Origin of the sequence: Brevibacillus migulae, from assembly GCF_004521915.1 — a bacterium.
In the GTDB taxonomy this organism is placed as follows: Bacteria; Bacillota; Bacilli; order Brevibacillales; family Brevibacillaceae; genus Brevibacillus_F; species Brevibacillus_F migulae.
In genome coordinates, this window is record NZ_SDKD01000006.1 from 33391 (window position 1) to 60120 (window position 26730).

Genomic DNA, 26730 nt, shown 5'->3' on the forward strand with positions numbered 1-26730 from the left:
TGTTCTTACTATGCCCAGCAATTGGAGGAATCATCCAACGATGTCCCGATCCTAGTGAGATGTTTTTGCCACCTCTTGTTTTGCCGTGTGCCTCCCCGCCATCGCTCCAAATAAAAACAAGCCCGCGGTGAGAACGCACAGGCCCAGGTTCAGGCCAATCAGCAGCCGGTAGTCGCCCGTCAGATCAAATGTGACGCCGCCTAGCAAAGAGCCGGCAATTCCTCCAAGCGAATGCAAGAGCAACAGCGAGCCCGTCTGCGCGCCAGATTCTTTCTTCCACTCGCTTGCGACCAGCAGGCTTCCTGGGACGACACCTACGTAAGTCGCGCCAAAAAGGATGGAAAACACCATCGGAGACACGGGAAGCGACAAGAGCAACAGCAGAAAACCGATCGTACGCAAAACGTACAGCACGGCCAATATCTTTGTACGGGAATAACGATCCAGAAGCACTCCAAAGAAAAGGGAGCCCGCGACATCCATCAGCCCAAGCAAGGACAGCGCCACCCCGATCGTCTCCACCGGTACATGCGCATGATCATGAATCGCAACCAGACTCATTTCCACCGTCCCCATGTTAAAGCCACAGACAAAAAGCGCCATGACGACAGCCAGCATAATCGGAGAGCTCACCGTCCCCTTCCATTCAGCGATGAACTCCTTAACAGTTTTTCGGCGCGTATCGCCGGCTGCCTTCGCTGGCTCACTTGTCGGATCCTTGACGACAAGCTGGATTAAGGGAAGTGACAATACAAGGCCAAGGACGGAAGTGAGCAAAAAAGCATCACTCCACGAGAGCCAATCCCGATTTGCTACAAATATCGGGCTGATGAGTGCCAGACCGAGCGGGGAAGCGCTGCGCAGGATCGTATTTGCCGTCCCCCGCTTATGCTTGAACCAGTGGAACAGTAGGGAAAATTCAGTCGTCGCGGAAATGCCCGTCAGTCCAAACAACACCCCATAGCCAAGCAAAAAATAGAACGCATGCTCAGCCGAAAAATACGTGACTGCCGCCGCAATGACCCCTACGATCCGACCGGCCAGCAAGATCCGCTTGGGACCAAATCGATCAACGAGCCAGCCCCCGACAGGCAAGCAGGCAGCGGTAATCAGCAGATTCAACGACCAAGCAAACGAAATGAAACCGCGTGACGAGTCGAGATCCTCTGCAATCTGCCCTTGATAAAACGCCATGACAAAACGCGGAATCGTGCTGATCAGAGCAATCAGCCACAAGGCGCCAAGCAGATACCAGGCATATTTTTTCTCTTGAAACCACATGCTATCTCTCCCCCTTCGTTATACGACATATTTTAGCTCGACACGTCGCCATGAACAGGTACAATAGGAGTCAGCTAAACTGGGACAGTAAGACGGAGGGATCTCTTTGCCGGAAATCACACTTATCATTGATCCGCAAGCCAGCGAACCGATTTTCATCCAGATCTACCGCTACGTAAAAGAACAAATTGAGCAGGGACGCTTTGCCCCGGACTCCCGCATGCCGTCCATTCGCAAAACAGCGGCACACCTGCAGATCAATAAAAACACGATTGACTCCGCTTATCAGCTTCTGCAGGCAGACGGGTACATTTACAGCAAACCGAAGAGCGGCTACTACGTGTCTCCTCGCCTATCCGAGCATGGCACGCTCTCAAAACGCGTGCCGCCAAGCCAGCCCACGCGCTATCGCTTCCGGTACAATCATGTGGAGACGGCGCACTTCCCTTTTCGTATCTGGAACAAGCTGCAAAGCGAGCATTTGCGAGAGACGCACACTTGGGTGCACGACGCTCATGCGCAAGGTGAACCGTGTCTACGGCGGGAGTTGTGCAAATATTTGCTACAGACGCGCGGCATTCAGGCGCTTCCGGAGCAGATCATCATCGGCAGCGGCACGCAGCAGCTGCTTTCGCTCGTATGCCAGCTGATGGCCAGCGAGCACGCAGCCGTTGCCATCGAGGAACCAGGCTGCGATGGGGCCCGTCAAACCCTGCGCAATCACGGTTTTGAGCTTGCTCATATACCCATCGGGAAAAACGGTCTGGACACGGACTTGCTGCGGCAAAGCCAGGCTCGCCTGCTCTATGTCAATCCTTCCCATCAATATCTGCATCGGCTGGTCATGCCGCTTGACCAGCGGCAGTCTCTTTTGGGTTGGGCCCGTGAATGCGGCGGCGTTATCATCGAGGATGATTTCGAAGCAGAGTTTCGCTATCGGGACCGCCCTTTACCGGCCATCGCTGCCATGGACAAAGGAGAGCATGCCATCTACATCGGCAGATTTTCGCCAACGCTGTTTCCGCTTTTTCCATTTGGCTATCTCGTGCTCCCGTTGCCACTATTGGCCAGCTATCGGCAGCGCTTCAAGATCTATGAACAGCCGATTTCACGGATGATGCAAAAAACGCTCCATCTGTTCATGGAGCGCGGGTACTGGACGAATTATGTAGAACGTGCGAGAAGGGTATACGCAGCCAAGCAAGACACACTCCTGTCAGCGCTAAAACTGCATCTGGGTGATTCCATTGTGGTGAATGGGAAAGATGCGGGGCTTCACGTGTTGATTGAAGTGAATTCGCCCCACTCTGAACTGGAGTTGAGGCAGCTTGCGTCTAACGTAGGCGTGCGGGTCTATCCAACCTCGCGTTACTGGCAGGATTCTGAGCAGATGCAAAAGCCTACTTTGCTGCTTGGGGTAGGGGTTTTGTCGCATGAGGAGATTGAGGCGGGTGTGAAATTACTTCGTAAAGCTTGGTTTTCAAAATAAAAAAGCACACTCTTATCTATTTTGAGTATGGTTCCCTTAGCTCTATGCTATCATTTTCCTTGTACAATTGTTCGGCTCCTCAAGGGTGGTCGGCTCACTCTCCATTCGGTAACGGAAGGGGGTGAGACCATGACAGTATTTCAAACACTCACATTGATGATCTCGTTCGCGACTCTCATTGTGTTGATACTGTCCTTCGATAAAAAGAAGTAGATCACCCTTGAGCCTCGCATCTCAGTGATCTACTTCTACACGTAATTGAGCCGCCCCCTTGGTGGGGTCAGTTGTACAAGGCCGGAGGTGTTACCCGCACCTTCGGCCTTTTTATTATTCTAAGGATTCATTAAAACAATAATAACATTTTACATGAACGAATGCTATACGCAGCTATGAGCTTATCTATACGCTACTATACGACTCTCTATACACAAACAAAAGAAGTAGATCATCACTGTGCCGGAGCCCCTTGTGATCTACTTCTTGAACGATTCCCCTTATTTCGGCATCACCGTCTCCGCCGCCCCATCCGTATTGACCCGCGGCACATCCGGCTTCCCATCCGGGTTGTTGTACCAGTATTGCGGCACGTCCCCGATGATGAGCGAGTGGGTGATCGGGATCTGCGTCGTCACCGTTTTCACATCGGTCGCAAACGGGATGATGATCCGCAAGTCGACCTCGACAAAAACAAACACCGTGACCAGCACCATGTTGATGCCCGCCTCTTTAATCTCCGTATCCAGTCTGGTCCGAACCGAGCCGACCGGCACAAAGGTGATGGGCAGCTCCGGCCCCATCTGGGAAAGAAAGCTGCTCCCGGTCACCAAGCCAAGCGGGATCGACCGCTCCACTTTTTCCTTTTCAAATTCCTTCAGCCTGTTTTGTACACGTGACGTGGTTTCGCCAACGATACGCGAGTACTCTTTAAAGTTGAACTCATACGATTGAATTTTCCCCGTGTTGTCCTTTTCCAGCTTGATTATTTCGTTAAAATTGACCCCTTGCTGCGCGATCCTTTTAGTCACGGCATCAGAGATTGCTTCCTTGGCCAGCTGTTCTGCTTTTTGCGAGGCCAAAATCAACAGTGTCGGCTCCAAGCGGTTCTCGATAAAAATAAAGCTCTGAATCGTCAGGACGAAAAAGATAACCAATGCAATAAAAAAGGCTCTTGGCCCCGAAAGTGGATTTCGCCATCGTCGTCGTGGTCGAAAAACAGCCACCTGTGCCACCTCCCAGCATAGTACAATCCTATGCAGGAGTTGGGAAAATACGTCCACTTTGTATCGTTACGGGGCAGGATCAAACCAGACATCTTTGAAATCGACCCAGCCGCGCTGGTTTACCTTTACCCCCTGCAGGGAAGGATGCGAAACGGCATTCACCGCCTTGTAAGTCAAATAAATGAGGCTGCAGGTTTCGTCCAGCTTGTGCTCGATGCTGGCGAGCTGCGCTTCCCTTCCTGCGGCGGAAGGCTCCGCCAAAAGCCGTTGTATCTTCTCATCGACAAAAAGAGCCAGCGACTCGGACAATTGGGTGAATATCAAACTGTTCGCCGATTGATAATATTCAACCAAACGGATAATGCCTTCGCTCAACACCGCTTCGAACAAGAGCAGATCAGCCTGCTCCTTAATATCCTCCCGCAGCAGATCGCTCCAGGCAACGATATGGACCTCCAGATTGATCCCATACGGCTCCAGGAAGCTCTTCAGCCATCTCGCATCCGGCTCATGGCGCGCAAAGGTATAGAGCAAGATCGGCTCACCGTCATACGCTGCTTCTTGCAGCCATGCGCGACCCGCTGCTTCCTGCCATGCCGGGGCCACCTGCTCGTATTTTTCCTGAAAGCGAAACTGACTGGCCGGATAAAGCCGTTGTTCACCAAGTTCTCGAATCATTTGCTCGCGATTGATCAAGTGAAAGATCGCTTTGCGCAGCCGGATGTCCCGGAGCACGCCGTCTTTTCGCAAATTGACGCTCATCATGCTGCAGCCGCAAAGCTCTCGGCCCTCCTGCCAATCCGCCAAAGAACCTATATCCGCTTCTCCCGTTTTCACCACGAGCAGATTGCTTTCTGTCTCCATTCGATACGCTGCATCGATCTCCGGGACCACGATGATTTCCACGCGATCTACGTAGGGACGCCCGAGAAAATAAGCGTCAAAAGCCTCCAATGCACAGCGCCCCGCCTTGCGCTCAACGATGCGAAAAGGCCCGCAGCCTACAGGCAGCGCATGCAGATGCTCCGGCTTTTCATAGAGATCCTGCGGCACAATCGAAGCAGGCGGAAAGCTGAGATAGAGCAGGAACAAATAGTTCGGCCTGTTCAGGCGGATGCGGATTGCGTACCGCGACAGGACCTCGATGCTGGCAATCTCCTTCACCAGCCATCGCTGTTGGCTTTCCGGCTTCTGCAATCTGCACAGGCTGTATTGGACATCCTCGGCTGTCAATTCACGCCCATGATGAAACTGAATGCCTTTGCGCAGATAAAACGTCCATTCCGTCGCCTCGGCATTTCGCTTCCAATGATGCGCGATATTCGGCTTGACCTCCCCCCCTTCCTCATCCGTCTCCACAAGGGTGCTGAACACCTGCTTGATCAGATGCCCATCGAAAGAGAAAAACACATCGGCCGGATCGATCGTGTTGATGGTCCGATACAACGGCAGCTTCAGGACCTCCTGCGCACTGTGCTCCCCGGCTTCTGTCCGATAGCCAAAGTAACGGGAAAACCATTCGACAAAACGCTCTTTGACATAACCGCTCTCCGCGTTTTCTTTCAGCAGGCGAAAAGCGCTTTCCACCTCGCCAGCCTCAGCCAGCGCCTTCGCTTCTTGCAAAAGCAGCTCTTCATTTCCGACCAGAAACGTGAGGGCAGAAGCATGTCCCCTTCCTCTTCCGGACACAAACGTGATCCAGCCGTGATCGATCATTTTGTTCAGGATCAGCTTCGCATTGCGCTGGGTGCAATACAAAAGCTCAGCGATATCCGCCATGGTCACCAATATGGCTTCTCCCTCTCCTGCATGGGGAAACGCCTTTCGTAGCTGCATATAGTCTTGAAACAGACGCATCAAATGCCTCCTCCTTCAGGAAAAGTGGAAAAAACCGCAGCGCATTTCTACCATTTTTCTCTATGTCGTTTCTTTCTACAATCAATTCAACCATCATTCTACCTTTTCATGCTGGAGGGAACGCTTATGTTAACAGGTGCCACACCTGCTGCTGCACCAACCTCATTGTGGAAGAGCAGGACGTTTGCCATCATGCTGGCGAGCAGTCTCTTGCTCTCCATCGGTAACAAAATCTATGAAATCGTCCTGCCGCTCATGATGTACGAATTGACTCATTCTTCGGTATCCATGGCATCCATGCGAACCGCAGAGCTGTTGCCCAACCTGTTATTTGCCGCCATGATCGGCGTCATCGTCGATCGGGTCAACAAGAAAAAATGGGTGTTGGGCATGATTGGCTCGCAGGCCCTCTTGCTGTTTCTTTTAGTCTATCTCTTCAAAAGCGGAAATGAAACGCTCCTGCTCTATTACCTGCTCGGTTTTTTGCTGATGACCTTTAACTACGGGTACTTCAACGCGCAGGTAAGCCTGATCAAGCTGACCGTACCCAGCCACCATCTGACGGCCGCCAATGCGAACTTGACGTTCACGGAGACGCTGGTCAGCGTCATGGGGCCAGCTTTGACCGGACTGGTCTTCCTGCTGGCGAATCTGAGTGACGGCATTCTGATCACAGCTGTCGCTTATCTGCTATGCTTTGTCCTGTTTTCACGGCTGAGGATCCAGGAAATTCCGAGGCAAGACAGGAAGCTACGTTTCTGGAAGGAGCTGCAGGATGGCTGGGTGGCCTTCACAGCCAATCGTCTCTTGGTGATGATCAGCGTGTTCGTGATCTTTCTCAACTGCTCGATGACCGTCGTGAGCACCGCTGTCATTTTTTTCGCCAAGGATGACCTGCAACTGTCCTCCTCCCTGTTGGCCATCGTGCTGTCCATATCGGGGATCGGCGGACTGGTCGGGAGCATGGCTGCTGGCTGGCTGAGAAAACGCGTGGGACTGGGGCTCATGTTTGGCATCGGGGCGATTGCCAATGCGCTGGGATACTTGGGGCTCTATGTGTGTGAAGGGCTGATCGTATTGATCCTTTCTTTATTTGTCATCGGCTTTGCCATTTCCATGCATACCATCTCCGTCTATACGTTTCGCCATGAGCAGACACCTGCGGAGCTGATGGGGCGGAGCGGGGGGATTACCGGCACGCTGTTTCGCCTGGGTATGCCCCTTACGATGTACGTATCCGGATGGATGATATTGTGGTGGGGGACTTCCTCGATCTTTTTATCGGCAGCCGTGTGGAATGGGATCGCGTTTCTGTTGCTGCTGCGCACGAAAATCATCCGTATTGCGTAACGCTCGGCTGTCCATTTGTCGGTATCAATTATCGACAGGAAAATGTGATCGAGAGCGTAATGAATACTTGGCACACTCCAAATGAGCAAAACAAAATCCCCCCGGGAGCCGGCATTGCCGATCGGGGGGATCTTCCTATCAACCTTCCAACGAAATCAGATAATATTCGATGCTTCTTACCGACTCAAACCCGCAAGAGCGATAGAGATGCAAGGCACTCTCATTTTTCGCTGCCACTTCCAAGGAATGATGGCTCTTATGCAGCTCTTGCTCCGTGTGCTCCATCGTTTTCAGCAAAATCGCCCGTCCATAGCCTCGTCCTCGCAGCTCCTTCGCTACGACAAAGCCGTAATAGAAAGCCTGCTTCTCGTCCAGACGAACTGAAATTTTCCCCACTGGTTGGCCATCACTCTCCGCCACATAAGTCGTTTCCTGATTCTCCAGAGTCTTGCGAGCGTACTCCCTCGCGTCTTCGATCGGCATGGAAAATCCATCCGCATTCCACTGCGCAAGAAGCTCCAGATCCGTAAATGCCGCCGATCGTAATTGTATCGGCAAATCTAATTGCTGCGAGGGTGGATGTACGCGCTCCATGTAATATTCCGAAAACGTATAGTCGGCTCCGAACGCTTCAGCAAAAGCTTTCCCTGTGGACGACTGGCCAGTGACAATCAACAGGAGTCGTCCGAATTTCCTGCTTCGGCTGTCCGCTATCGCTTCTTCCAGCATCCCGCGGAAGATCCCTTGTCTGCGGTAAGCGGGATGCACCATGCCGCTGACTTCGACTTCCTCGCTGCCAAAGGAATACAATCCGAGAAAGGCAATGAGTTCCCCGTCCTTGTAATACAGATAGTCCTGCGGAGCATCTCCTTGTCTGCTGCGCAGCATGGACCAGTTCAATTTCAGCGCGAAGCCGTCATGAGCGGTGCACGTTTGCTCCAATCTCTGAATCTGTTCCAGTTCTCCTGGTGTCAACACATTACGTTTATGCAGTCCCTGCAAGGATGTTTGCAAATGGTCTACCTCCCGAGCTTTTTGATGCTTTCTATTTTTTGGGGATCAATCGGTTGTCTTGCGTCCTGATCATAGCGCACGCCAGATCCAAAATGAACCTCCGTCACTCCAGTCTGCTCGATAAAGCCCGCCAAAGATTCCACCGTAAGACCGCTTCCAGCCAAAATCGACAGCTGTGTCCCTTTCGTCTTCTCGACCAGTACGCTTATCTCGGAGATAGCATCCAGAGCGCTTGTTTTCCCGCCAGAGGTTAAGACACGATTGATTTGCGGGTAACCCGTCAGCACATCGACCGCTTGCAGCAGATCGGCCGCCTCATCAAATGCCCGATGAAACGTAACATCAAGGCCTTTGGCTTCCTCCAGCAGCGCCTCCAGTGCAGCGATGTCGATTTTTCGCTCGGGAGTCAGACAGCCGATCACGATCCCGGCCGCCCCTAGTTCTCGGATCGTGCGGATATCCTCACGCATCGTGTACAGGTCGTCTTGCCCGTATACAAAGGAATAGCTGTGCGGCCTGACCATCACGTTGACCGGAATCTGCAGCTCCTTCACCACGGAAGCGATCAAACCATAGCTTGGGGTCAGTCCCCCTTCCTGAAAGGCGGTGATCAATTCAATGCGATCCGCTCCGGCTTGTTCCGCCATCTTGGCCTCCGATAGCGTCGTGGCGATAATCTCCACGATCATTTTCATTTCCTCCTCGTCCTTCGCTGCGCAGGGGGATCAGCTCTAAAGCACCCGGATTCAGCAGGCTGGACATTTCGCCCAGTGGTTCCCCGATATACTTTTGCTTGATCAGCCTGCGCATGATTTTCTGGGTCCGTGTCTTGGGCAAATCCCCGACAAAATGCACTGCTCCGGGCTCATAAGGTTTGCCCAGCGCCTGTACCACATGGCGGGCCAGCTCTTCTTCCGCCAGTACCACACCCGGCTTCAGCACGGCGAGCAGGACAATCTCTTCTCCCTTTAGCGGATGCGGCACTCCGATGACGGCCGATTCCAGTACGGCCGGATGCTGATTGACAGCGTCCTCAATCTCGCCCGGGCCAGTCCGTCTTCCCGAGACTTTTATCACATCATCAGCCCGCCCCAGATGGAACCAATAGCCGTCTTCATCCACCATCACCATGTCACCCTGCCACCATAAATCCGGACTGAGATGAAAATACGTATCCAGGTAGCGATCCGGCCCCTTCCAAAATCCTCTCGTCTGCGCCGGCTGCGGCAAGGTAAAGACCAGATAACCCGGTTTGCCCGGAGGAACAGGGATGCCATGCTCATCAACCGCCTTTGCTCCAACAGCAGGCGTACGTCCCAGGCATGACGGCTTTTGCGGTGCCACACAGACCGACGAAATGATCTCGGCAAACACTTCCGTTCCTCCGCTGCCATTGATGATTGGCGCTTTTCCACCGGTCCAGGAATGGAACCAGTTCCATGTCTGCGCATCAATCGGCTCCCCGGTATGTCCAAGAATGCGCAAGGCACTTAGATCCGCCTGCTGACGATAGCTTTCCGCATACGTTTTTAGCAGCCGCAGAGCCGTTGCCGGCGCGCCAAACATGGTCACCCGATACTTCTCCAGCAGCCGGTAGAGTCTGCCTGGATCCGGGTACATCAAGCTCCCTTCATACATCACATAGGGAGCAGCCACCGTATGAGCCGAGAAAAGCGGCAGCTGCCCCATCATCCAGCCAAAATCGGTGACCATAAAAAAGCGGTCATCAGGCCGGGTATCATAGACAAACATCCCCACTTCCGCTGTCTTTACCGCGATGCCGCCATGGACATGCACGATCCCCTTTGGCTTGCCTGTCGTCCCAGAGGAGTAGCTGACCATACAGATTTCCTCTGCATCCGTCTCGACTGTCTGGAATTCATCGGCGGCCGCATTCATGATCTCCTGCCAACGATGATCCCTCGTCGGTTGGTAGGCGGCCCCCTCGCCAAGCCTTTCGACTACGATGACCGACTCTACGCTGGGCGCTTCCTCCAGTGCATCATCCAGCACCTTCTTCAGCCCGACCTTTTGCCCGCCGCGATAAAACCCATCTGCCGTGATCACTGCTTTGGCTTCCACGTCATCTAGGCGCAATGCGACCGCCTCCGCGCCAAAACCGGAAAACAACGGAACGGCCACCGCCCCCATTTTATAGATGCCGTACAAGGCGACAACCGTCTCGGCTATCATCGGCATAAAGATCGCCACACGGTCCCCCCGCCTGATGCCCAGTGCGCTCAGGGCGTTGGCGAGCCGATTGGTTTCCTGATAAAGTCGAAAAAAACTGTACTCGCTGGTCGTGCCATCCTCGCCTTCCCAGAGGAGCGCCGTACGTCCCGCAGTCGCCGGATCCAACGCCCACTTGTCCACAAAATTATGGACGAGATTGATTTTTCCGTCAACAAACCACTTGGGCCAGGCAAGCCCTCCGCTCCGATCGACCACCTGAGAGTAAGGGTGAAAAAAACGCAAATCCGCAAAACGAATAAACGCGTCCCAAAACCATTCGAGATTCTCTTCTGAAAGCGCTATCAATTTCTCGTAGTCTGAAATCCCTTCTGTTTGCATAAAGCGATACAGGTTGCTCGTTTCCAGCTGCTCACGATCAGGACTCCAAGCGATGGAGCGGTATTGACTCATGGCGAACCCTCCGTTTCTCCCGTATTTACCTATTCATTGTCCAATGGAACCACTGGCTTGTCAATGTCTGGAAAGCGGTCTGCCCCCGACTAATGGACCAGCCCTTCCACATAGGCTTACTGTAACAGGAGGGGATGCCATGTGGACAAAAAGCAAGAGCCTGTTCTCGCAAACCGTCCCAGCCATGAGGCTTGGAGACTGTCGTATCGTTTGATCATCGCCCGTATCCTGCCCCGCATCATCAGCGAAGAACGAGAACAGAAGGAACCTGACAGCGACGGTCCACCGGATGAGAAGTCTTCCTGAAAATGGGTATACTAATGGGGCAAGCAGAGAGATACGGCGGGGAGGAACAGCCTGATGAAGATTCGATTGGTGCAGAACGGTTTGTTTACCATGATTGATGACATTGAAGAGACCCTGCGCCCGCCGAAAAACGGCTTTTATTGGATCGATGCCAGCCTGTTTGATCTGGATATCCTGCAAGCCATGTTCGGCCTGCATGATTTGGCGCTCGAGGATTGTATAGACGAGGAAGAGCAGCGTCCGAAGCTGGAGGTGTATCACGATCATTACTTTATCGTGATCAACAGCATCCAGTTTACGAACCACGATATTTATTTGCGCGAAGTGAATCTGTTTCTGGGACAGCACTTCATCATCACTGTGATCAAGCATCCGATCAAAGAAATGGCCAAGCTCCTCAGCGTCATTCGCGAGGAAGAAATCAACCGGGCCGACTCGTTTCTTTATCATCTGATCGATCTGATCGTCGAGACGTACTTTGAAGTGATTGAAGGCATCGAGACCTTGATCGAATCCCTGGAGGAGCAAATTCTCATGAATACGCATCGCTCGCAGCTGAAGGAAATCATCGGCCTGCGCAGCGAGGTGCTCTATGCCCGGAAAATGCTGGTCCCGCAGCGCGACTTGATCGATCACCTGCAAAAAAAAGAACTTCCGCTGATCGACGATGATCTGCAGAAGTACTTTGGCGATATCCATGAAAATGCTGTGAAAATCGTCGAGAGCTTTGATACGTTTCGCGATCTGATCGCCAACCTGCGCGAGGCCTATCAATCCGCTCTGTCCGGCCGCGCCAATGAGATCATGCGTATTTTCACCGCTTTGACGACCATCTTCATGCCGCTCACCATCGTGACGGGCATCTACGGAATGAATTTCACCTATATGCCGGAGCTGAACTCACCGTACGGCTACTACGCCGTGATCGGCTTTATGGCGTTCATTGGCTTAGCCATGTATATCCTGTTTAAAAAGAAAGGGTGGTTGTAGCCGGCACGTTCATCAAGGAATCACATTCGGTAATCATGATGTTCATATGCTTGGACAGATCGATCTCATACGGAGAGGCCAATGTTTCGCCCGCTTCATTTTGCAAGACGCGTATGACCGGCCTGCTCGGCAAGCCCTGATTATAATCCGCCACGACCCCCGACTCTCCCGTGTTCAGCTTGACCTCTAGCCCTACCGGATACAGGGCGACGGTATCGCGCAATTCCGCCACAACACTTGGGACGAACAGCTCATGTGACCCCGCATAAAGCACCTCCAGCGCTTCATGAGGCAGCATCGGTTTGCGGTAGACACGGTTGGACGTCAATGCATCGAACACGTCGCTGACTGCCAAGATGCGGGCATAGGGGTGGATCTCATCCCCTTTTAACCCCCGGGGATACCCGCTTCCATTCATCCGTTCATGATGCTGAAAAGCGCAATGCGCAGCCAACAGCGGGATTTCATCCTGCTTTCGTAGCATTTCAAAACCGATTTCGGCATGGGTTTTGACAACGGCATATTCCTCATCCGTCAATTTGCCCGGCTTATGTAAGATCTCCATGGGCAGCGCCATTTTGCCGACATCATGCAGCATCGCCCCCAGGCCAATCTCTCCCAGCTCCTTCTCATTATATCCCGCCTTCATCGCGATCGCGACCGAATACAGCGTCACATTAAAGGAATGAGAAAAGATATAAAAATCCGTAGCGCAGGCATTTCCGAGCAGGTTCATGGCAGAGCGATTTCCCTTCAGCTCATCGATTACCGCATGGATCGCCTGGCGAAATTGCCGGCCATACTGCGGATCCGTGAAAGTATTCCGCCATTTTTTCGGGTCGTTTTGGATCGTTTTGAAGGTATCGAATATCGCGCCCATCGTTCGTTTGCGCGTTTCATCCGAAATGATATCTTCCACCAAAATATCGCTGGTCAGCGAATCCTGGATATACACATTTGTCACATTCATGCGAATCAGCCGGTCAATCATGCGTTGCGTCAATTCCACGCCTGATCCGACCAGGACCGTTCCATTATCCATATATACCGAGCGCGCCAACATCATACCTGGCTGACAACGTTGCAAAGGTAACAGTCTCATTTTTTCGACGACGCCTTTCTGTAATGTACCATTTATTATACATGATTCGATAAAATTCTACATGATTTTCCCTGCATTTGTTGTTTCCTATATCAAAAAAAGAAACACTCGGCAGATTGTGAAAAGGATCCTCACCGAGTGTTTCCCGTATCTGATTTCACTAAAACATTTTTCGAACCGCTTCGCGGCCAATCATCCCCGCTGTAATCCCCGCCTGTTCTGCTGTGGTGGTCACTGATTCCAGCGGCGCTGCCAGCAATTCATCGATGGTCTTCACTCCAACCGCTCGGCCCGCCAGGATTTCGCGGCTTGCCAGCCTTTCGTTCAGCAGACCAACATCCAACGCTCCGCACATGATATACCCTTTGTCAGTGGTAACGGCAAGCAAGGTTGTTTTCGGGAGACGTACGGTCACCGCAATCGCCGTACCCTCAGGAAAATGGATCGGATTCACCTCGATCATCAGCATTCTCCTCCCATCTTTTCTGGTTGGCAACGTTCCATTCTTTATCACACTATGTAATCAGTCCAAAAATGGTGTGTTCCCTACTGCAGCACTCGATTCGTACTGTTTTCATCTTCCATGGCTACTTTCCGCTTCATGACCTCGATCAAGTAGCTCGCCAGCATATGGAACAGCTCTTCGTCATCCATGCCGAGGATGATCTGGATCAGATCGGCTTTTGACTGCTCTTCCAATATTTCGACCACGATGGCAACGATGTCTTCCTCATCACCATTGAAGTGGCCCCGATACAATTCATAGAGCTCATCTACAAAACGCATGTCTCGTCCCCCTTTTTGCCTTATCATTCCCAAGGAAGGAAAAAAGAAAAAGGGGATCTTCGTTTGTTCTTTTACCCGCTCGAGGCAAGCTCCCAGCGAGGTGTGAAACAACCGGACAACATGGCTCCATCCTGTAAGCAGACGGCCAGAATTTCTCGCAATACTTCAGGCAGAAAAAATTGCGGCTCGCTCGCTCCCATCAGTTCTGGAAAGAGCATGTTCATCAAATACATATCAACCGTTGCCACACGATAGATCCTGTCTTTGCGCAACAGCTCCTCGCCGACACGCACCTCGACAATCGCAGGCTCCGGCTGCAGCACATACTTCACATGCAGGCCGTCAATGCCCATCCAGCCGTTGATTTTGCCGCGGAAGCCGAAACCGCGAAGCTCCTTGTTAACCGTGTCTGGCAGGATCGCTTGGTTGAGCACACGCCACAGCTGCTCTCCCGTCAGCTTCACCGTACAGGGATTGATCGGATGCGGCGCACACGTGAGTAAGTCCTTTCGTGTCACGCTTCCTGGCCCCAGGTCTTGCAGCAGTAATCCGCCGTTGGCCAAGCCGATCTCAGCTTTCGTCCAATGCCTGAGACATGCCGCCAAAAAACTGCCAAAAGGCGTCTCTCTACGCCAATCGACTTTCAGCGCAAAAGGCAAAACCGCTACCTCCGCAGCGAGCAGCTGGTCTGCCCGCAGATGCTCCTGTTCCAGGTACTGGACCATCTGTGGATCCGGTTGAAAATCGGCTGATCGCAGCACTTGTGCCGCTGAGGAAAGCTTGCCATTGTCGTCTATATGCAGCGTCACATGCCCCACATACTCACCGGAACGCCCTGCTTGCGCAATCAGGGTCTCGCCAATCCGCTCTCCCTGCTGCAAAAGGTGATGAGTATGCGCACCCAGGATCAAATCGATGCCAGGTATCCGCTCGGCCATTTCTCGATCGCTGCGCAGCCCAAGATGAGATAGGACAATCATGACATCCACCTGATCACGCAGCGCTGCGATTTGCTGCGCCAAAATGGCGAACGGCTCCTCCGCTTGCCACCCCAGCAGCTGATAGAAGGGCGCAAACGATACGGTCGTTCCCAAGAGCGCCACTTTTAGATCCGCGAAATCATGGATGGCATACGGTACCGCCCAGCCAGGCTGCTTATCGCCGGGTTCGTGCAAATTGTTCAAGATCACCGTGAATTGTGCATCTGTATAGAGTTCATCCAGTTTTTCTTTTGGCAGTGTCAAGCCCTCGTTGTTGCCGATCGTGACGTATTGATACCCCGATCGGTTCAACACTTCCACATTGGTCTTGCCCCAGGTCGCCTCTGTCTTGGTGCTCATCCGATCCAGATGGTCGCCGATATCCACCGTCAGCACCTGTTCCCCTTGAAGCTCCCACCTCTGCCGAAGCTCCCGCAGACAAGTCGCGATCTGCGGCATTGAGGCAAATTGACTATGCAAATCATTCGTATGTAAAATGTGCAGGATTCTCGCCACGTTACTCCCCCCTCTTGCCGCAAAAATCCATCTATGCAAATACGGCTTCCCCGATCATTTGAAGCGCAATCAACAATATCAGGATGCGCAGGAGAAGAACCAATGTCTTGCCCTTGATGCGCGCTGCCAGCATTGCTCCCAGCTTGCCGCCAATCCACGCCCCCGGTGCCAGACAAGCCGCATAGAGCCAATCGACATGCCCGTGCAGCACATTTGTAACAGAGCCGACGATCGCGGATAAAAAAATCACCATCATGGAGGTAGCCGTTGCTACATGCGGCGGAAACCGAAACAGGATGATCATCGCAGGTACCATCAGGCTCCCTCCCCCTACACCAAACAACGAGGAAGTTACCCCGACGAAAAAGGCCGTGATCAGTGCGATCCAACGCTTGTAACCATATTCATATTCAATTCCTTCGCCATCAATGAAGGTACGTTTCACGTCCCATTGCAGCGTACGCGGTCGTATGCGATCCTTTCCCATCATCAGCGCGAACATGCCCAGCTGAAACAGCCCAAACAGCAAAGAAAAGGATTCTGTTTGCAGCAGTTTATTCAAATAGACCCCCGCGACCGCCCCAGGTGCGCTTGCCAGAAAAAAGAGCAGCGCTGTCTGTGTATCCACCCGCTTTTGTTTGACATACGCCGTAGTGGAGGAAAGAGCCGTAATGGCTATCACCGCAAGCGAAGTCGCAGCAGCGATCTGCGGCGTCATCGCGCCTGGTTCAACCAGATTAACAAAATACAAGAGGGCTGGTACAAAAATGATCCCTCCGCCAAGACCGGCCAAACTGCCGATGGCCCCGGCTGCAAGCCCAATGACTGCCAATAGCAAAGCCAGCAAAACAATCATAGATCCGAATCCTCTTCTTCTATAGTCGTCTCAAAGGTGGAAAACAAGTCCAGCTGCTGGGGATGAAGCCCGACTGGCTGAATGCCAAACAGCTGCATCAACGCTTTGGCGTTCCCTGCAGCATGACCGCCTGAGTTGTTATTAAACAAGATGCATACTTCCTCCGCCTGACTGGCCAATTGCTCAATCCGGGGTATCCATTCCTGCAGCTCTTGTCCTGAATAATTGTACAGATAGCGCACATCTCGCCAGGCTTGTCCAGTATCTCGCCAGCCGCTTGCATTTCTGCCGTGGAAACGAATCAGGCTAAGCTTCGGCTGTGTGATCTCAGGGACGATCGGTACGCATCCCAATCCAGCCTGCGGCTCATCGCAGACAACGTGCACAGCCCCATGCTCCCGCAAAAAGTCCAGCGTCTTTTCACGGAATCGCTCCGTAAACCAGCTTTGGTGCCGAAACTCTACAGCCACCGGATAGCGGGTAAACAGCCGCAAGCACTGCTGGATATACTGGACATGCTCTTTGGTACAGTCAAACCATGGCGGGTATTGAAACAGGAGCGCCTTCAGCTTGCCGGCGCTGACAACGGGTTGAATGCTCTCCGCAAATCGGCGGCATACCGCTTCGAAATCCTCCGTCTGCCCGCTTCGCTGGTGCCCCGTAATCGCCTGGTACGGCTTGATGACAAACCGAAATGCATCCGGCGTCTGCCGCACCCAGTTTTCATAGTTCTTTTGGGGCAGTATCGCGTAAAACGAGCTATCCACTTCAACGAGCGGGAAATGACTGGCATAAGCGGAGAGCTTGTCCCGGTCGCGGGTACCAGGCGGATAAAGCGATTCATGGTCGCCCCATCCGCATAATCCCACATGGATGTTTCTTCTGTTCATAATGACTCCTTTGGTGCGAACCCCTTTTCGCTTAAGCATACCAAACCCGGGATGGATCGAAAAGGTGAAGAAAGCGATTCAACCTGTCGAAATTTGCCTGTTGTTGGAAAAATATAATTGCAAAAGCTGCTCCCCATTCCTATAGTAAATAATAGGAAAATAGAGAGATAGACTTCAGGAGGGCCATGATGTCAGGACATACATATTCATTCGATCATCAGCTTATCTTGAATGCGATCCAGTATTCCCCCATCGGGATGGCCCTCTTGTCTGCAGAAGGCAAGTGGCTGATGATCAATCGTGTCCTCTGCAGCATGCTCGGGTATACAGAAAATGAGCTGATGGCTCTATCACTCAAAGAAATCACCCATCCGGAAGATATCCCGCTGCAGCTTGACCATATCATCGCCTATCAAGCGAAGATGGATGACGGGTATCAAGTCGAGAAGCGGTTGATCCATAAAAAAGGCTATCATCTGTGGACAATGGTGAGCGCCTCCATTGTCAAAGACGAGAACCAGGAACAAAACTATATCTTCATGCAAGTGATCAATCAAACCGAACAAAAGCGGTCCGAAGCGCAAAATAGGGAGCGGCAGCAGCGCTACCAATCGCTGTTTCTGCAAAATCCGGATCTGGTCTATTCGCTCTCCGTAGACGGCACACTCCTATCGGTCAATGCGGCCTGTGAGCAAATTACCGGCTACCGTCCGGATGAGCTGTTCCATATCACGCCGCTGGTGATGGAGGAAGACATCAACGAAATTACCCGCATGTTCCATCAGCATGCGCAGGAAAGCAGACAGCACTATGAAATCTGTATTCCACATAAAAAAGGGCATTTTGTCCATCTTAGTGTGACCAACATTCCGATCGTGGTGGACGGGGAAATGGTGGGAATCTATGGGGTGGCAAAGGATATATCGGAGCAGGTCAATCTGCTTAAACGATTAACGGAAAGCGAACAAAAATACCGTTTCCTGGCCGAGCACTCCCTTGACATGATCGTGGTGTTTTCACCAGATTGCATCTATCAATATGTGTCGCCCGCTTGCAAAGCCATCCTTGGATACGAGCCGGTGGAGCTCATTGGTGTTCGGGTGACCGAATTGCTTCATCCCGAGGATTGCTTCGAACCATGTCAGCAGACCAACGAGTGGAATCGTCACGGCGATGCACATGTATCGACTTTCCGCTATCGAAAAAAAGACGGTTCTTACATCTGGATCGAGGCACAGAGCAAACGCATACGCGACCCGCATACGCAAGCGGTAATCGAGCATGTCAGCGTCTTTCGCGATGTCACTGAACGTAAACGGGAGCAGGAGGAATTCAGGCGCGCCCAAGAGCTGCTCCGCACATCTGAGAAGCTGACGGCAGTTGGCCAAATGGCTGCCGGCATTGCACATGAAATCCGCAATCCGCTTACTTCTTTGAAAGGCTTTCTCCAGGTGATGAAGACCACCAAAGAAGAGAAGGACTTTTACTATGAAATCATGGAATCCGAGCTGAATCGGATCCAAACGATTCTGAATGAACTGCTGTTTTTTGCCAAACCCAAGCAGCCCAGCTATGAACGCACCTGCATGCAAACCCTTGTGGCGCAAGTGACGACGCTCTTGGAATCTCAAGCCATCTTGACGGATGCACAGATTCAAGCCAGCCTGCCTGCGGAAGAGCTGTATGTCTCCTGCGACCAGGATCAGATCAAACAAGTGTTTATCAATATGATCAAAAATGGCTTGGAGGCCATGGTGCATGGAGGCATCCTGACCATCGCGATGCAAAAAGAAGAACCGTATGTCCATATTCGGATTACCGATCAAGGACCAGGGATCCCGCCTGAGCTGATCCATAATCTCGGACAGCCCTTTTTTACCACAAAAGAAACGGGGACAGGCTTGGGACTCTCCATCAGCTATTCCATCATTGAAGCTCATATGGGGAAAATTGCAATTGAGAGCACCCCTGGAGAAGGAACCACCTTTACGATCTCGCTGCCGCTGGCCTGACGCTTTTGTTGAACAAGGAGGAGTTTGTATTGTTCCCGCACCTGATCGGCACCCCTTTTTCCCAATCGGACCACCCGCTCACACTCCACGGGCAGGTACAAAAGCGCCTCTTCACCGCTGGAAAAGAGGCGCTTCCTCATGAATATTCCGCTTTGCTAGCCGGGAATGGCGCCACGATTAGCCACCTTTTTGACAACCCATCCGCTTTTCGGGAGCGTCATCGGTTCGCGTGGGAAGGGCCCCCATTCCTTCACGCCTTGCGCTCGATCAAAGAGGCCGATCTGGAATGGCTGGGCGTGGTGCATACCCACCCGCTTACACCGCCGGTTCCCTCGCCAAGCGATCTGGCAGGCTGGCATTATCCTACGCTAAGCTACTGGATTCTCTCCTTGGCCGATCCCACCCAGCCTTCGCTCGTGTTATACCAGTGGGAACAAGGACGGTTCATAGAGCGGCCGTATGTTATCGGGTAAGAGTGGCTAACGTACCCGAATTTCCGGTTCTACATGCAGCGCTACATTTCCCCGAAGCGCCTTGGAGATCATGCATACCTGCTCAGCACGATGGGCGAATTGCGTTAGTTTTTCCACCATGTCCTCACCTGCACCGCTAACCACAATCGTCGGCCGGTGGATGATCTTGCTGAAGGTTTGGTTCCCGCCCTCCACAGTGACGATGCCTTCCGATTGCACAGTCAGCGATTCCACCTTCACCTCACGCTTTTCCAGGATGGCTGCCAGCGTGATGATATAGCAATTCAATGCCGCACCGATCAGCAGCTCCTCCGGATTGGTTCCCGCTCCCGGTCCATCGAGTTCGGCAGGTATCGATATTTGTGCGGAAAGCCCCTTCCCCGTCAATTCACCCGTTCCCAGGCGTCCTCCCTGCCATGATGCTTTCATCGAAAAGCGATGTTCGGTCATATCGGTTTGCCTCCCTCTCCTGCATGCTTATGATTCTTTCCCTTGCTCATTTTCTTCTGGTGCCGGGGGCGCTGCTGCCATCTGTTTGGCCGGTTCCGTCTTCATGAAGCTGGCGATCATCCGGTTCATATCCAGACCGGAAACATCCTTCAGCATCTCGGGGAGCTGCGCCATCATTTTGGTCACATTGTTGCTGAGACGGTTCACGCCATCACCCTGACCGTTTCCGGTGTCAATGATCGTTACTTTATCGATCGCAGTCATTGGCTCAGCCACTTTCTCCGCTAGCTCCGGCAGCATTTTGGCGATGATGTCCAGCACGGCTGCCTGCCCGAATTTTTCGTAAGCTTCGGCCAGCTTCTCTTTCCCTTCCGCCTCTGCTTCCAGCTTGAGTCGAGTCACTTCGGCCTCCGCCGTACCTCTTGCCCGGTCCGCTTCAGCAATCGCCAAGCCTTCCAGCCGCTTTTGCTCTGCCTGTGCCTTCGCCTCTGCCTCGATCCGGTACTTGAGTGCATCCGCCTCACGCAGCTTCTTGGCCTTTTCGGCTTCGGCCGCCTGCTCGACAGCGTAGCGATCGGCATCCGCTTTTTTCTTTACTTCCGCGTCGTATTGACGCTCGCGGCGGAGAATCTCCTTTTCCTCCAGCTCGATCTCTTTTTGCTTGCGGACGATGTCGATCTTCATTTCTTCTTCGGTTACCTGCTGCTTGGTGACGGCCTCTTGCAGCTTATATGCCTGGTCGGCCGAAGCTTTTGCCCGGTCCTGCTCTTGCTTGAAGGCCGCTACCTTCAGTTCTTTTTCCTTTTCGGCTTCGGCAATGTTTGTTTCTTTCAACAGCTCCGCTTTACGCGCTTCCTCCTCCGCTTGTGCCTGCCTGATCCGCGCTTCCTTGTCCGCGTCAGCCTGGGAGATAGTCGCATCCCGCTTCACTGCTGCAATCTGCGGAATCCCCAGCGCCGCGAGATAGCCGTTTTTATCACGAACATCTTTGATCGTGAAGCTGACCACGGAAAGCCCCATTTTTTTCAAATCCTTGGCCGCTACCGCCTGGACTTCCTGGGCAAAGCGTTCCCGATTTTTATAGATTTCCTCGACGGTCATGCTGCCCAGTATCGCCCGCAGATAGCCCTCCAGCACCTCTTGCGCCTCGCCCTTCAAGGCCTCATCGCTTTTGCCCATGAATTGCTCGGCAGCCGTAGCGATGTCCTCAATCGATCCGCCGACCTTGATGATCGCCACACCGTCCGCCATGACAGGTACCCCTTGTTCGGTGTAAACTTCCGGTGTGGATACGTCCAGTTTATGGGAGAGCAGGCTCAAGTAATTGGCTTGCTGAAAAATCGGCAGGATAAACGCCCCGCCGCCTCGCACGATTTTCATTTTGCGTCCCGAGTCGTCGGACAACACATTTTTCGTACCGAGAAAGCTTCCCGTGACGATCATGGCCTGATCCGCCCCAACTGTCCGGTACCGGGCCCAGAAGGCAATTCCCAGGATTACCAATACGGCCACTACAACACCGATTGTCATGAACGTTGAATACTCAGTCATTGCAAGCCCTCCTCCATTTCCTCTAGGCGTTCTACGTAGAGCACATGATCTCTGACCTCGAGGACGATCACACGCGCACCTTCCGGAATGGGACGATTGGTCATGCTAGCGGCCATATGATTGCTCCGCCCGCTCACCATCGTGATCAAGATCTCGCCCACACCTCCTGCAGGTATGGCCGTGAGCACTTCTCCTGCCTGCCCCACCAGCTCATGAATCGAATAACCGATGGTCGTCTCCGCACGCTCCATCGGCTCCACCCAGACGAAATAGGACAGGACGGCAATCGCTGCACCCCCTGCTACTGACAGCAGCATGATTGTGTCTGCTGAAAATGAGCTTGCTTGGGTTAACAGCAAGCCGCTCCCGCCAAAGGCTGTCACCCCGCTGACCAGCGTTACCGGCTGAAGAACAGGGATCTCGATATGTCCCAGCCAATGACCAAGAATGTCGCTGAACAACAGCATGCACAAGGCATAAACAAGGCCAAACCCGATGCAGACCGCATAAAGTGTCACAGCCCACTCCACACATGAACGCCTCCTTTCCATATATTTCTACATCATGTAATACGAGGAAGGAGGGATAATGTTTCGTTTTGTCGTAAATTGCTAGCTTTAATGCCGCGGAGCCCAGAGCATGATGGACACGCCGACCAGGCAAATGGCAGCTCCGACCCAATCGTACAGATCAGGAATTTTCTTATCCACCCACCATCCCCACAAGACGGCGAGGATGATAAAAACGCCGCCATAAGCAGCATAGACCCGGCCAAAGCTGGGGAACTGCTGCAAGGTCGGGATAACACCGTAGCCGATCAGGATCAGGCTTCCTACCATCCCCACCCAGAGCGGTTTCGACTCCCTGAGCCACAGCCAGACTAGGTAGCCGCCGCCGATTTCCGCCAGCCCGGCCAATAGGAATAACAATATCGCGTGAAACAACGGGTCACTCTCCCATTCTGCCCTGGCTTTTTTCAACGCTGCATTACACTTCATAACTTTATCGCTTGAGATGGTCGCCATAAAACTCGGTTTGCATGCGGATGATCAGCGCCTCGATCGCTTCTCTGTCTGCCTGTTCCTGCAATCGCGTCCGCTCATAGGCTTTCTCCATCTCGGCAAAGCATTTGTCCGCATAAGCCAATAGCTCGTCCAGCGGCCATTCCCCCCGTTTTATGGCCAACAGCTCCTGCCAGTTGGGGCGTTTTACCTGCATCGCCCCTTCAGCCAGCAGCTCTTTGCCAGTCTGCAGCAAGCGAATCAGATGACTGGCATCCTTTCCGTCATAATCGGATGAGGATCGTTCCGACAGCTTGCGAATATTGCGGATGGCATAGCCGCCAAAGGAATGGAACACTTTTTTCGTCACAAAGAGCCCCCGGCTTGCCCGCAGCTCTTCGCCGTATGCAGTGAGGACCAGCGTATCTTCGCGATCAATAAACAATAGTTCCAATATGTTGGGATTTCCCTTCATGGCCAGCTGTACGTACTTTTTCAGGGCGTAGACCACCATATCCGGCACTTTCAGCATCGTTTGTTCATATGTATCCAGTCCCAGCACCGTGTGCCACGGGGCAAAAGCGATCCCGCGCAGATCGATGTCGCTCGCAGCCGTTTCCGTGCCATAGCTGCGGCTGCCGGCATACGCGAGACAGAGAAGATGGTCTTGCAAAAACGGTTCCTGCTGCATGATCGACTCCAACAGCTGTTCGTTCATCCATTCATGCCTCCTCGCGTTTACAGCACATTTCCGATATATGAAGGGACATACTGGGGATCATGCAGCGCCTTCCACACTTGTTCACGTCGGGATACATTATCGAGCGGCAAGGTGCGAAACGCTTCCAGGCTGACCCAGCCCGCCCAGACGATTTGCTCGCCCTCTACTCCGCCCGGTGTGGGTTCCTGCTTCTGCGATTGCGGATCAAGCTTGGCCAATACTCCGATCCCCACGGTATGCTTACCGGGTGCTTGTGCATCGATGCGCTCATCCACCCAGAGCAATCGTTCAAACGTGACGTCCATTCCCGTTTCTTCGCGCACCTCTCGTTTGGTGGCCACTGCAATGGATTCCTGAAATTCGATTCCACCCCCGGGCAGGCTGTAGACCACGGCGCCCTTGGATTCTTCTTGGATCAACAGGATCTTCTCTTCATGAACGACCACCACGCTTACTCTCATTCGAATCTGTCCCATGTATCTCTCCTCCATCCACTGAAGAATCGCGGTGCAGATCAAGCGCATTAATCTGTTCCGTAACAAAACGTTCTACCAGCGCATCCCAGCCGTAACTCCGCAGAAAAGCTGCTTCCTCTGCTGTCACGGGCAATAACGCTAGGAAGGAATACATCTGTTCCCCGTTAAAATAGTGAGCAAAGCCGTCTTCTTCAAAGGAAAGCGGCACAACAATGACATGATTCATCCGTGAAGCCGCGACGATCGGGGCCTCCAGCACGAACTGATCTCCTACATCGATTGTCATTCCCTTCTCTTCATAAGCGGTTCTGACATGGCGGGAGACCTCAAGCAGGTGCGTGATCATGTCTGTTTCTCTTTTATACGAGTATAGCAGCAGCTCTATTCCGCCTGCCTGATGCAAGCCAGCTGTCGCGTAAGTCCACCAGCCTCTTTTTCGTGTTGGCGGATAAATGGCGATGGGAACCGGCTGGTGTTCTTCTGCGCGAACTTCTCCCTCTGCGCCAAACATCGCGGCGTAGTGACGGAGGACTTCGGTGCTCAGCGGCAAGGTTTTGGTCGGGAAGATTTCTTTCCCATCCGCCGCTTCCATCTCCTCAGGTTCTATACGCATGAATTCTACCGCTTCGCTCCGTTCACCGCTGAGCCCTGAAAAGGAGGAGTGCTTTCGCTTCCAAATCCAGCGGAAGATCGTCGCGATCAGCAACATTGAAAGGAAGGCAATGACGATCCATTTGATCATAGTCAGGAGATTTTCCTCTTCTCTTACAGTTGTATGGAAAATGGTTTTGCTCTTTCCCCCATGATATCATTTTCACCTTTCGCGGCCGTTATAAAAAGGCTCCTGAGTTGAGGAGCAGTCTCATAGAGCCGACAGTTCGGTTATAGATCCATGAGATAGGTTCTGCAAAGCAAGATGGCGCTTAATAGATGCGAAGCGCCTGAATTATACGACATTTTTTCGCCTGGCTTTTCAACCATATTTCTTTCCAGATTGAATTTTACCCAGTTTTTTGTGTTGATCATCGGAAAAGGTCTTCCGCCCCAAGTGCCAAACTCCGGCCAGTCATAACCGGGCGTCATGGTCAGCAAGTGCTCGATGGTTATCTCTTTCTTCGGTGAAGGTTCAAACGAGACCATCCTTTTTCATGATTACGTATCCATAGGAAACACCGCTTGATCTGTTTACTAAGCCCGATACGCCTCCTGTAAGATCCGCAGATAGTCCCCCTCGGTCACGGTGCGTACATTGCTCGGCGTAGACCCATTTTTAACGGACAGCTCGACAATCCGCGGGAAATCCTCCTCTTTCACACCTGGCAAGTCTCTGAGCCGCGGAATGTTGAGGCTCTGCGTCCAGTTTTCGATCCCTTCGACCAGCTTTTCACAAGCATCGTCGTCCGTATCGATGTCACTTGCAAATCCCATGTAACGAGCCAGTCTGGCGTGCATTCCCTTATCCTCCTCGGCATTGAAGCGCAGCACATGCGGCAAAAAGACCGAATTCGCCACACCATGCGGGGTATCATATAAGCCGCCCAGCGCTTCCGCCAGACAGTGTACGGCTGCCACATCAGCAGAACCAAAACAGAGGCCGGCCAAAAGACTGCCCTCCAGCATATCAGCTCGCGCCTGCTGGTCTTTGCCATTAGCATATGCCCGTGGAAGTGCGGCTACGATCTTCTCCATCGCTCTCGCTCCGAGTGCTTGGGAGATTGGGTTTGTCACCTTACATGTATAGCCCTCGATGGCATGCACGAGCGCGTCCACCCCGGTGGCAGCGGTCACTGCTTGCGGAACACTGTACGTGAGTTCCGGGTCCAGTACCGCTACCGTCGGACGAAGCGCCGCATGCTTCAGCGTCATTTTTCGATGAGTCGCCACTTCGGTGATCACTGCGGAGCGCGTGACCTCCGAGCCCGTCCCTGCTGTAGTGGGAACGCATACAATCGGAGCGATATGGGAATAAGCTAAAAGCCCGTCCGCATATTCGGTCGGAGTGCCGCCATTCGGCCCGATCAGGGCAATGGTTTTGCCGGTATCCATCGCACTGCCCCCTCCGACTGCCACGACCATCTCGGCGGCCGCATCCCGGAAGAGAGTCGCCCCAGCCAAGCATTCGGTATCGCGAGGATTTTGGCTGATGGCATCAAACAAGGTAACCTTGTATCCTGCTTCCTCTAGGGCTGACTGAATCGGCTCGACAAGCCCAGCGCGAATGACACCGGGATCACTGACCAGAAGAATCGATTTCCCCAGTCCCAACGGTTCCAGGATCGCTGGCAGCTGCCTGGCCTTTCCCATCCCCATCTCGATGCGTGTGGAGCAAAAATAGCTGTATGGCTGCATGACATTCCCTCCTGCTCGGTGTAAGTCTTATTCCCATCATACAAGTGTTGGAAGGATGCTGTCAGTAAAAAACTGGCACTTTATTGTTTGTGCAAACATAGTGGTAGGCGAAGGGAAGAGAGGGCGGGGCTGCGTTCTTGCCACACCCGCAAGGGAGTGGCGACTGTCCGGTTCCGCTGCCAAAAACGGTACGTCACGCAAAAGTTTCGAGGAAGCCTATTCAACCGTAGAGGTTGCGCGACAAGCGTGTACCGTTTTTAGCAGCTCCACCTAAGCAGGTGTGACAAACACTCCGCCCGTCCCTCTCTTCCCTTCCTCACGTTACTTTTTTATTAAGACGAGCGATAAAAAGATCTTTTTACTTTTTTATTTTTTATCTTATTTACATAGCTTCTGCTACGCAGGAGAGCATGTTTC

27 protein-coding genes are annotated in these 26730 nt (G+C 52.8%); 7 read left to right on the plus strand and 20 right to left on the minus strand.

The window, feature by feature from the left end; translation table 11 throughout:
* Nucleotides 1-51: 51 nt before the first annotated feature.
* A complete protein-coding gene (locus tag EIZ37_RS08480; RefSeq protein WP_134684162.1) occupies nt 52-1281 on the minus strand; it encodes an MFS transporter in 1230 nt (409 codons plus the stop codon).
* Between the two features lie 106 nt (nt 1282-1387).
* On the opposite strand from EIZ37_RS08480, the gene pdxR reads away from it, so the two are divergent.
* On the plus strand, nt 1388-2770 hold the full coding sequence (gene pdxR / locus EIZ37_RS08485) for a MocR-like pyridoxine biosynthesis transcription factor PdxR (protein WP_134684163.1): 1383 nt from the start codon (nt 1388-1390) through the stop codon (nt 2768-2770).
* A 129-nt stretch (nt 2771-2899) separates the two neighbouring features.
* Complete coding sequence (locus tag EIZ37_RS26715; protein ID WP_407921128.1) at nt 2900-2983, plus strand: putative holin-like toxin; 84 nt, start codon at nt 2900-2902, stop codon at nt 2981-2983.
* A gap of 281 nt (nt 2984-3264) precedes the next feature.
* Here the strand turns inward: EIZ37_RS26715 and yunB are convergent, their stop codons facing one another.
* Complete coding sequence (gene yunB / locus EIZ37_RS08495) at nt 3265-3990, minus strand: sporulation protein YunB (protein WP_134684165.1); 726 nt, start codon at nt 3988-3990, stop codon at nt 3265-3267.
* A 66-nt stretch (nt 3991-4056) separates the two neighbouring features.
* Complete coding sequence (locus EIZ37_RS08500) at nt 4057-5847, minus strand: SgrR family transcriptional regulator (RefSeq protein ID WP_134684166.1); 1791 nt, start codon at nt 5845-5847, stop codon at nt 4057-4059.
* 126 nt (nt 5848-5973) lie between these two features.
* Here EIZ37_RS08500 and EIZ37_RS08505 point away from each other — a divergent pair, with 126 nt between their 5' ends.
* Nucleotides 5974-7197, plus strand: a complete 1224-nt coding sequence (locus EIZ37_RS08505; RefSeq protein ID WP_167568743.1) for an MFS transporter — start codon at nt 5974-5976, stop codon at nt 7195-7197.
* A gap of 138 nt (nt 7198-7335) precedes the next feature.
* Here the strand turns inward: EIZ37_RS08505 and EIZ37_RS08510 are convergent, their stop codons facing one another.
* Genes EIZ37_RS08510 through EIZ37_RS08520 form a run of 3 tightly spaced genes read right to left on the minus strand, consistent with a single transcriptional unit; the run spans nt 7336 to nt 10854 of the window.
* The gene (locus tag EIZ37_RS08510) at nt 7336-8211 is read right to left on the minus strand and encodes a GNAT family N-acetyltransferase (protein WP_134684168.1); all 876 of its coding nucleotides are present in this window, start codon (nt 8209-8211) and stop codon (nt 7336-7338) included.
* Between the two features lie 5 nt (nt 8212-8216).
* Complete coding sequence (locus EIZ37_RS08515; protein ID WP_134684169.1) at nt 8217-8900, minus strand: copper homeostasis protein CutC; 684 nt, start codon at nt 8898-8900, stop codon at nt 8217-8219.
* Entirely contained in the window at nt 8827-10854 is a 2028-nt protein-coding gene (locus tag EIZ37_RS08520; protein WP_134684170.1) for an AMP-binding protein, read from the minus strand. Before EIZ37_RS08520 ends, EIZ37_RS08515 begins: the two co-directional genes overlap by 74 nt.
* A 141-nt stretch (nt 10855-10995) precedes the next feature.
* Here EIZ37_RS08520 and EIZ37_RS25880 point away from each other — a divergent pair, with 141 nt between their 5' ends.
* On the plus strand, nt 10996-11160 hold the full coding sequence (locus EIZ37_RS25880) for a hypothetical protein (RefSeq protein WP_167568745.1): 165 nt from the start codon (nt 10996-10998) through the stop codon (nt 11158-11160).
* 54 nt (nt 11161-11214) lie between these two features.
* The gene (gene corA / locus EIZ37_RS08525; RefSeq protein ID WP_134684171.1) at nt 11215-12150 is read left to right on the plus strand and encodes a magnesium/cobalt transporter CorA; all 936 of its coding nucleotides are present in this window, start codon (nt 11215-11217) and stop codon (nt 12148-12150) included.
* On the opposite strand, the gene EIZ37_RS08530 is transcribed toward corA, so the two are convergent.
* From EIZ37_RS08530 to EIZ37_RS08555, 6 genes are all read right to left on the minus strand, one after another.
* A complete protein-coding gene (locus EIZ37_RS08530; RefSeq protein WP_134684172.1) occupies nt 12128-13252 on the minus strand; it encodes an HD-GYP domain-containing protein in 1125 nt (374 codons plus the stop codon). The two genes, corA and EIZ37_RS08530, sit on opposite strands and share 23 nt — an antisense overlap.
* Before the next feature lie 160 nt (nt 13253-13412).
* Entirely contained in the window at nt 13413-13715 is a 303-nt protein-coding gene (locus tag EIZ37_RS08535) for a YunC family protein (RefSeq protein WP_134684173.1), read from the minus strand.
* Nucleotides 13716-13798: 83 nt separating this feature from the next.
* Nucleotides 13799-14038 carry a DUF6154 family protein gene (locus EIZ37_RS08540; RefSeq protein WP_134684174.1) on the minus strand — a complete coding sequence of 80 codons (240 nt, stop codon included), beginning with the start codon at nt 14036-14038 and terminating at the stop codon, nt 13799-13801.
* A gap of 71 nt (nt 14039-14109) precedes the next feature.
* Complete coding sequence (locus EIZ37_RS08545) at nt 14110-15534, minus strand: bifunctional metallophosphatase/5'-nucleotidase (RefSeq protein WP_235827926.1); 1425 nt, start codon at nt 15532-15534, stop codon at nt 14110-14112.
* Nucleotides 15535-15565: 31 nt separating this feature from the next.
* Nucleotides 15566-16390 (minus strand): sulfite exporter TauE/SafE family protein, encoded by an 825-nt coding sequence (locus EIZ37_RS08550; protein WP_134684175.1) that lies wholly within the window; start codon nt 16388-16390, stop codon nt 15566-15568.
* Complete coding sequence (locus tag EIZ37_RS08555; RefSeq protein WP_134684176.1) at nt 16387-17280, minus strand: DUF72 domain-containing protein; 894 nt, start codon at nt 17278-17280, stop codon at nt 16387-16389. Before EIZ37_RS08555 ends, EIZ37_RS08550 begins: the two co-directional genes overlap by 4 nt.
* A 188-nt stretch (nt 17281-17468) precedes the next feature.
* On the opposite strand from EIZ37_RS08555, the gene EIZ37_RS08560 reads away from it, so the two are divergent.
* The gene (locus tag EIZ37_RS08560) at nt 17469-19292 is read left to right on the plus strand and encodes a PAS domain S-box protein (RefSeq protein ID WP_167568747.1); all 1824 of its coding nucleotides are present in this window, start codon (nt 17469-17471) and stop codon (nt 19290-19292) included.
* 29 nt (nt 19293-19321) lie between these two features.
* Nucleotides 19322-19765: a M67 family metallopeptidase gene (locus EIZ37_RS08565; RefSeq protein WP_134684178.1), complete on the plus strand. Its 444-nt coding sequence runs from the start codon at nt 19322-19324 to the stop codon at nt 19763-19765.
* Nucleotides 19766-19771: 6 nt separating this feature from the next.
* Here EIZ37_RS08565 and EIZ37_RS08570 read toward each other — a convergent pair whose 3' ends face one another.
* The 8 genes from EIZ37_RS08570 to EIZ37_RS08610 all read right to left on the minus strand — a co-directional run bounded on the left by EIZ37_RS08570 (nt 19772) and on the right by EIZ37_RS08610 (nt 26313).
* Entirely contained in the window at nt 19772-20215 is a 444-nt protein-coding gene (locus EIZ37_RS08570; protein ID WP_134684179.1) for an OsmC family protein, read from the minus strand.
* Nucleotides 20216-20242: 27 nt separating this feature from the next.
* Nucleotides 20243-21766, minus strand: a complete 1524-nt coding sequence (locus tag EIZ37_RS08575; RefSeq protein ID WP_134684180.1) for a flotillin family protein — start codon at nt 21764-21766, stop codon at nt 20243-20245.
* A complete protein-coding gene (locus EIZ37_RS08580) occupies nt 21763-22296 on the minus strand; it encodes an NfeD family protein (protein ID WP_235827927.1) in 534 nt (177 codons plus the stop codon). The genes EIZ37_RS08575 and EIZ37_RS08580 overlap by 4 nt, the downstream gene beginning before the upstream one ends.
* An 87-nt stretch (nt 22297-22383) precedes the next feature.
* On the minus strand, nt 22384-22710 hold the full coding sequence (locus EIZ37_RS08585; RefSeq protein WP_134684182.1) for a YnfA family protein: 327 nt from the start codon (nt 22708-22710) through the stop codon (nt 22384-22386).
* A 58-nt stretch (nt 22711-22768) separates the two neighbouring features.
* Nucleotides 22769-23485 (minus strand): nucleotidyltransferase domain-containing protein, encoded by a 717-nt coding sequence (locus tag EIZ37_RS08590; protein WP_134684183.1) that lies wholly within the window; start codon nt 23483-23485, stop codon nt 22769-22771.
* 20 nt (nt 23486-23505) lie between these two features.
* Nucleotides 23506-23964 (minus strand): NUDIX domain-containing protein, encoded by a 459-nt coding sequence (locus EIZ37_RS08595; RefSeq protein WP_134684184.1) that lies wholly within the window; start codon nt 23962-23964, stop codon nt 23506-23508.
* Nucleotides 23921-24706, minus strand: coding sequence for a suppressor of fused domain protein (locus EIZ37_RS08600; RefSeq protein WP_134684185.1), 786 nt, complete (start codon nt 24704-24706; stop codon nt 23921-23923). The genes EIZ37_RS08595 and EIZ37_RS08600 overlap by 44 nt, the downstream gene beginning before the upstream one ends.
* A gap of 446 nt (nt 24707-25152) precedes the next feature.
* Nucleotides 25153-26313 (minus strand): iron-containing alcohol dehydrogenase, encoded by a 1161-nt coding sequence (locus EIZ37_RS08610; protein ID WP_134684187.1) that lies wholly within the window; start codon nt 26311-26313, stop codon nt 25153-25155.
* Between the last annotated feature and the right edge of the window lie 417 nt (nt 26314-26730).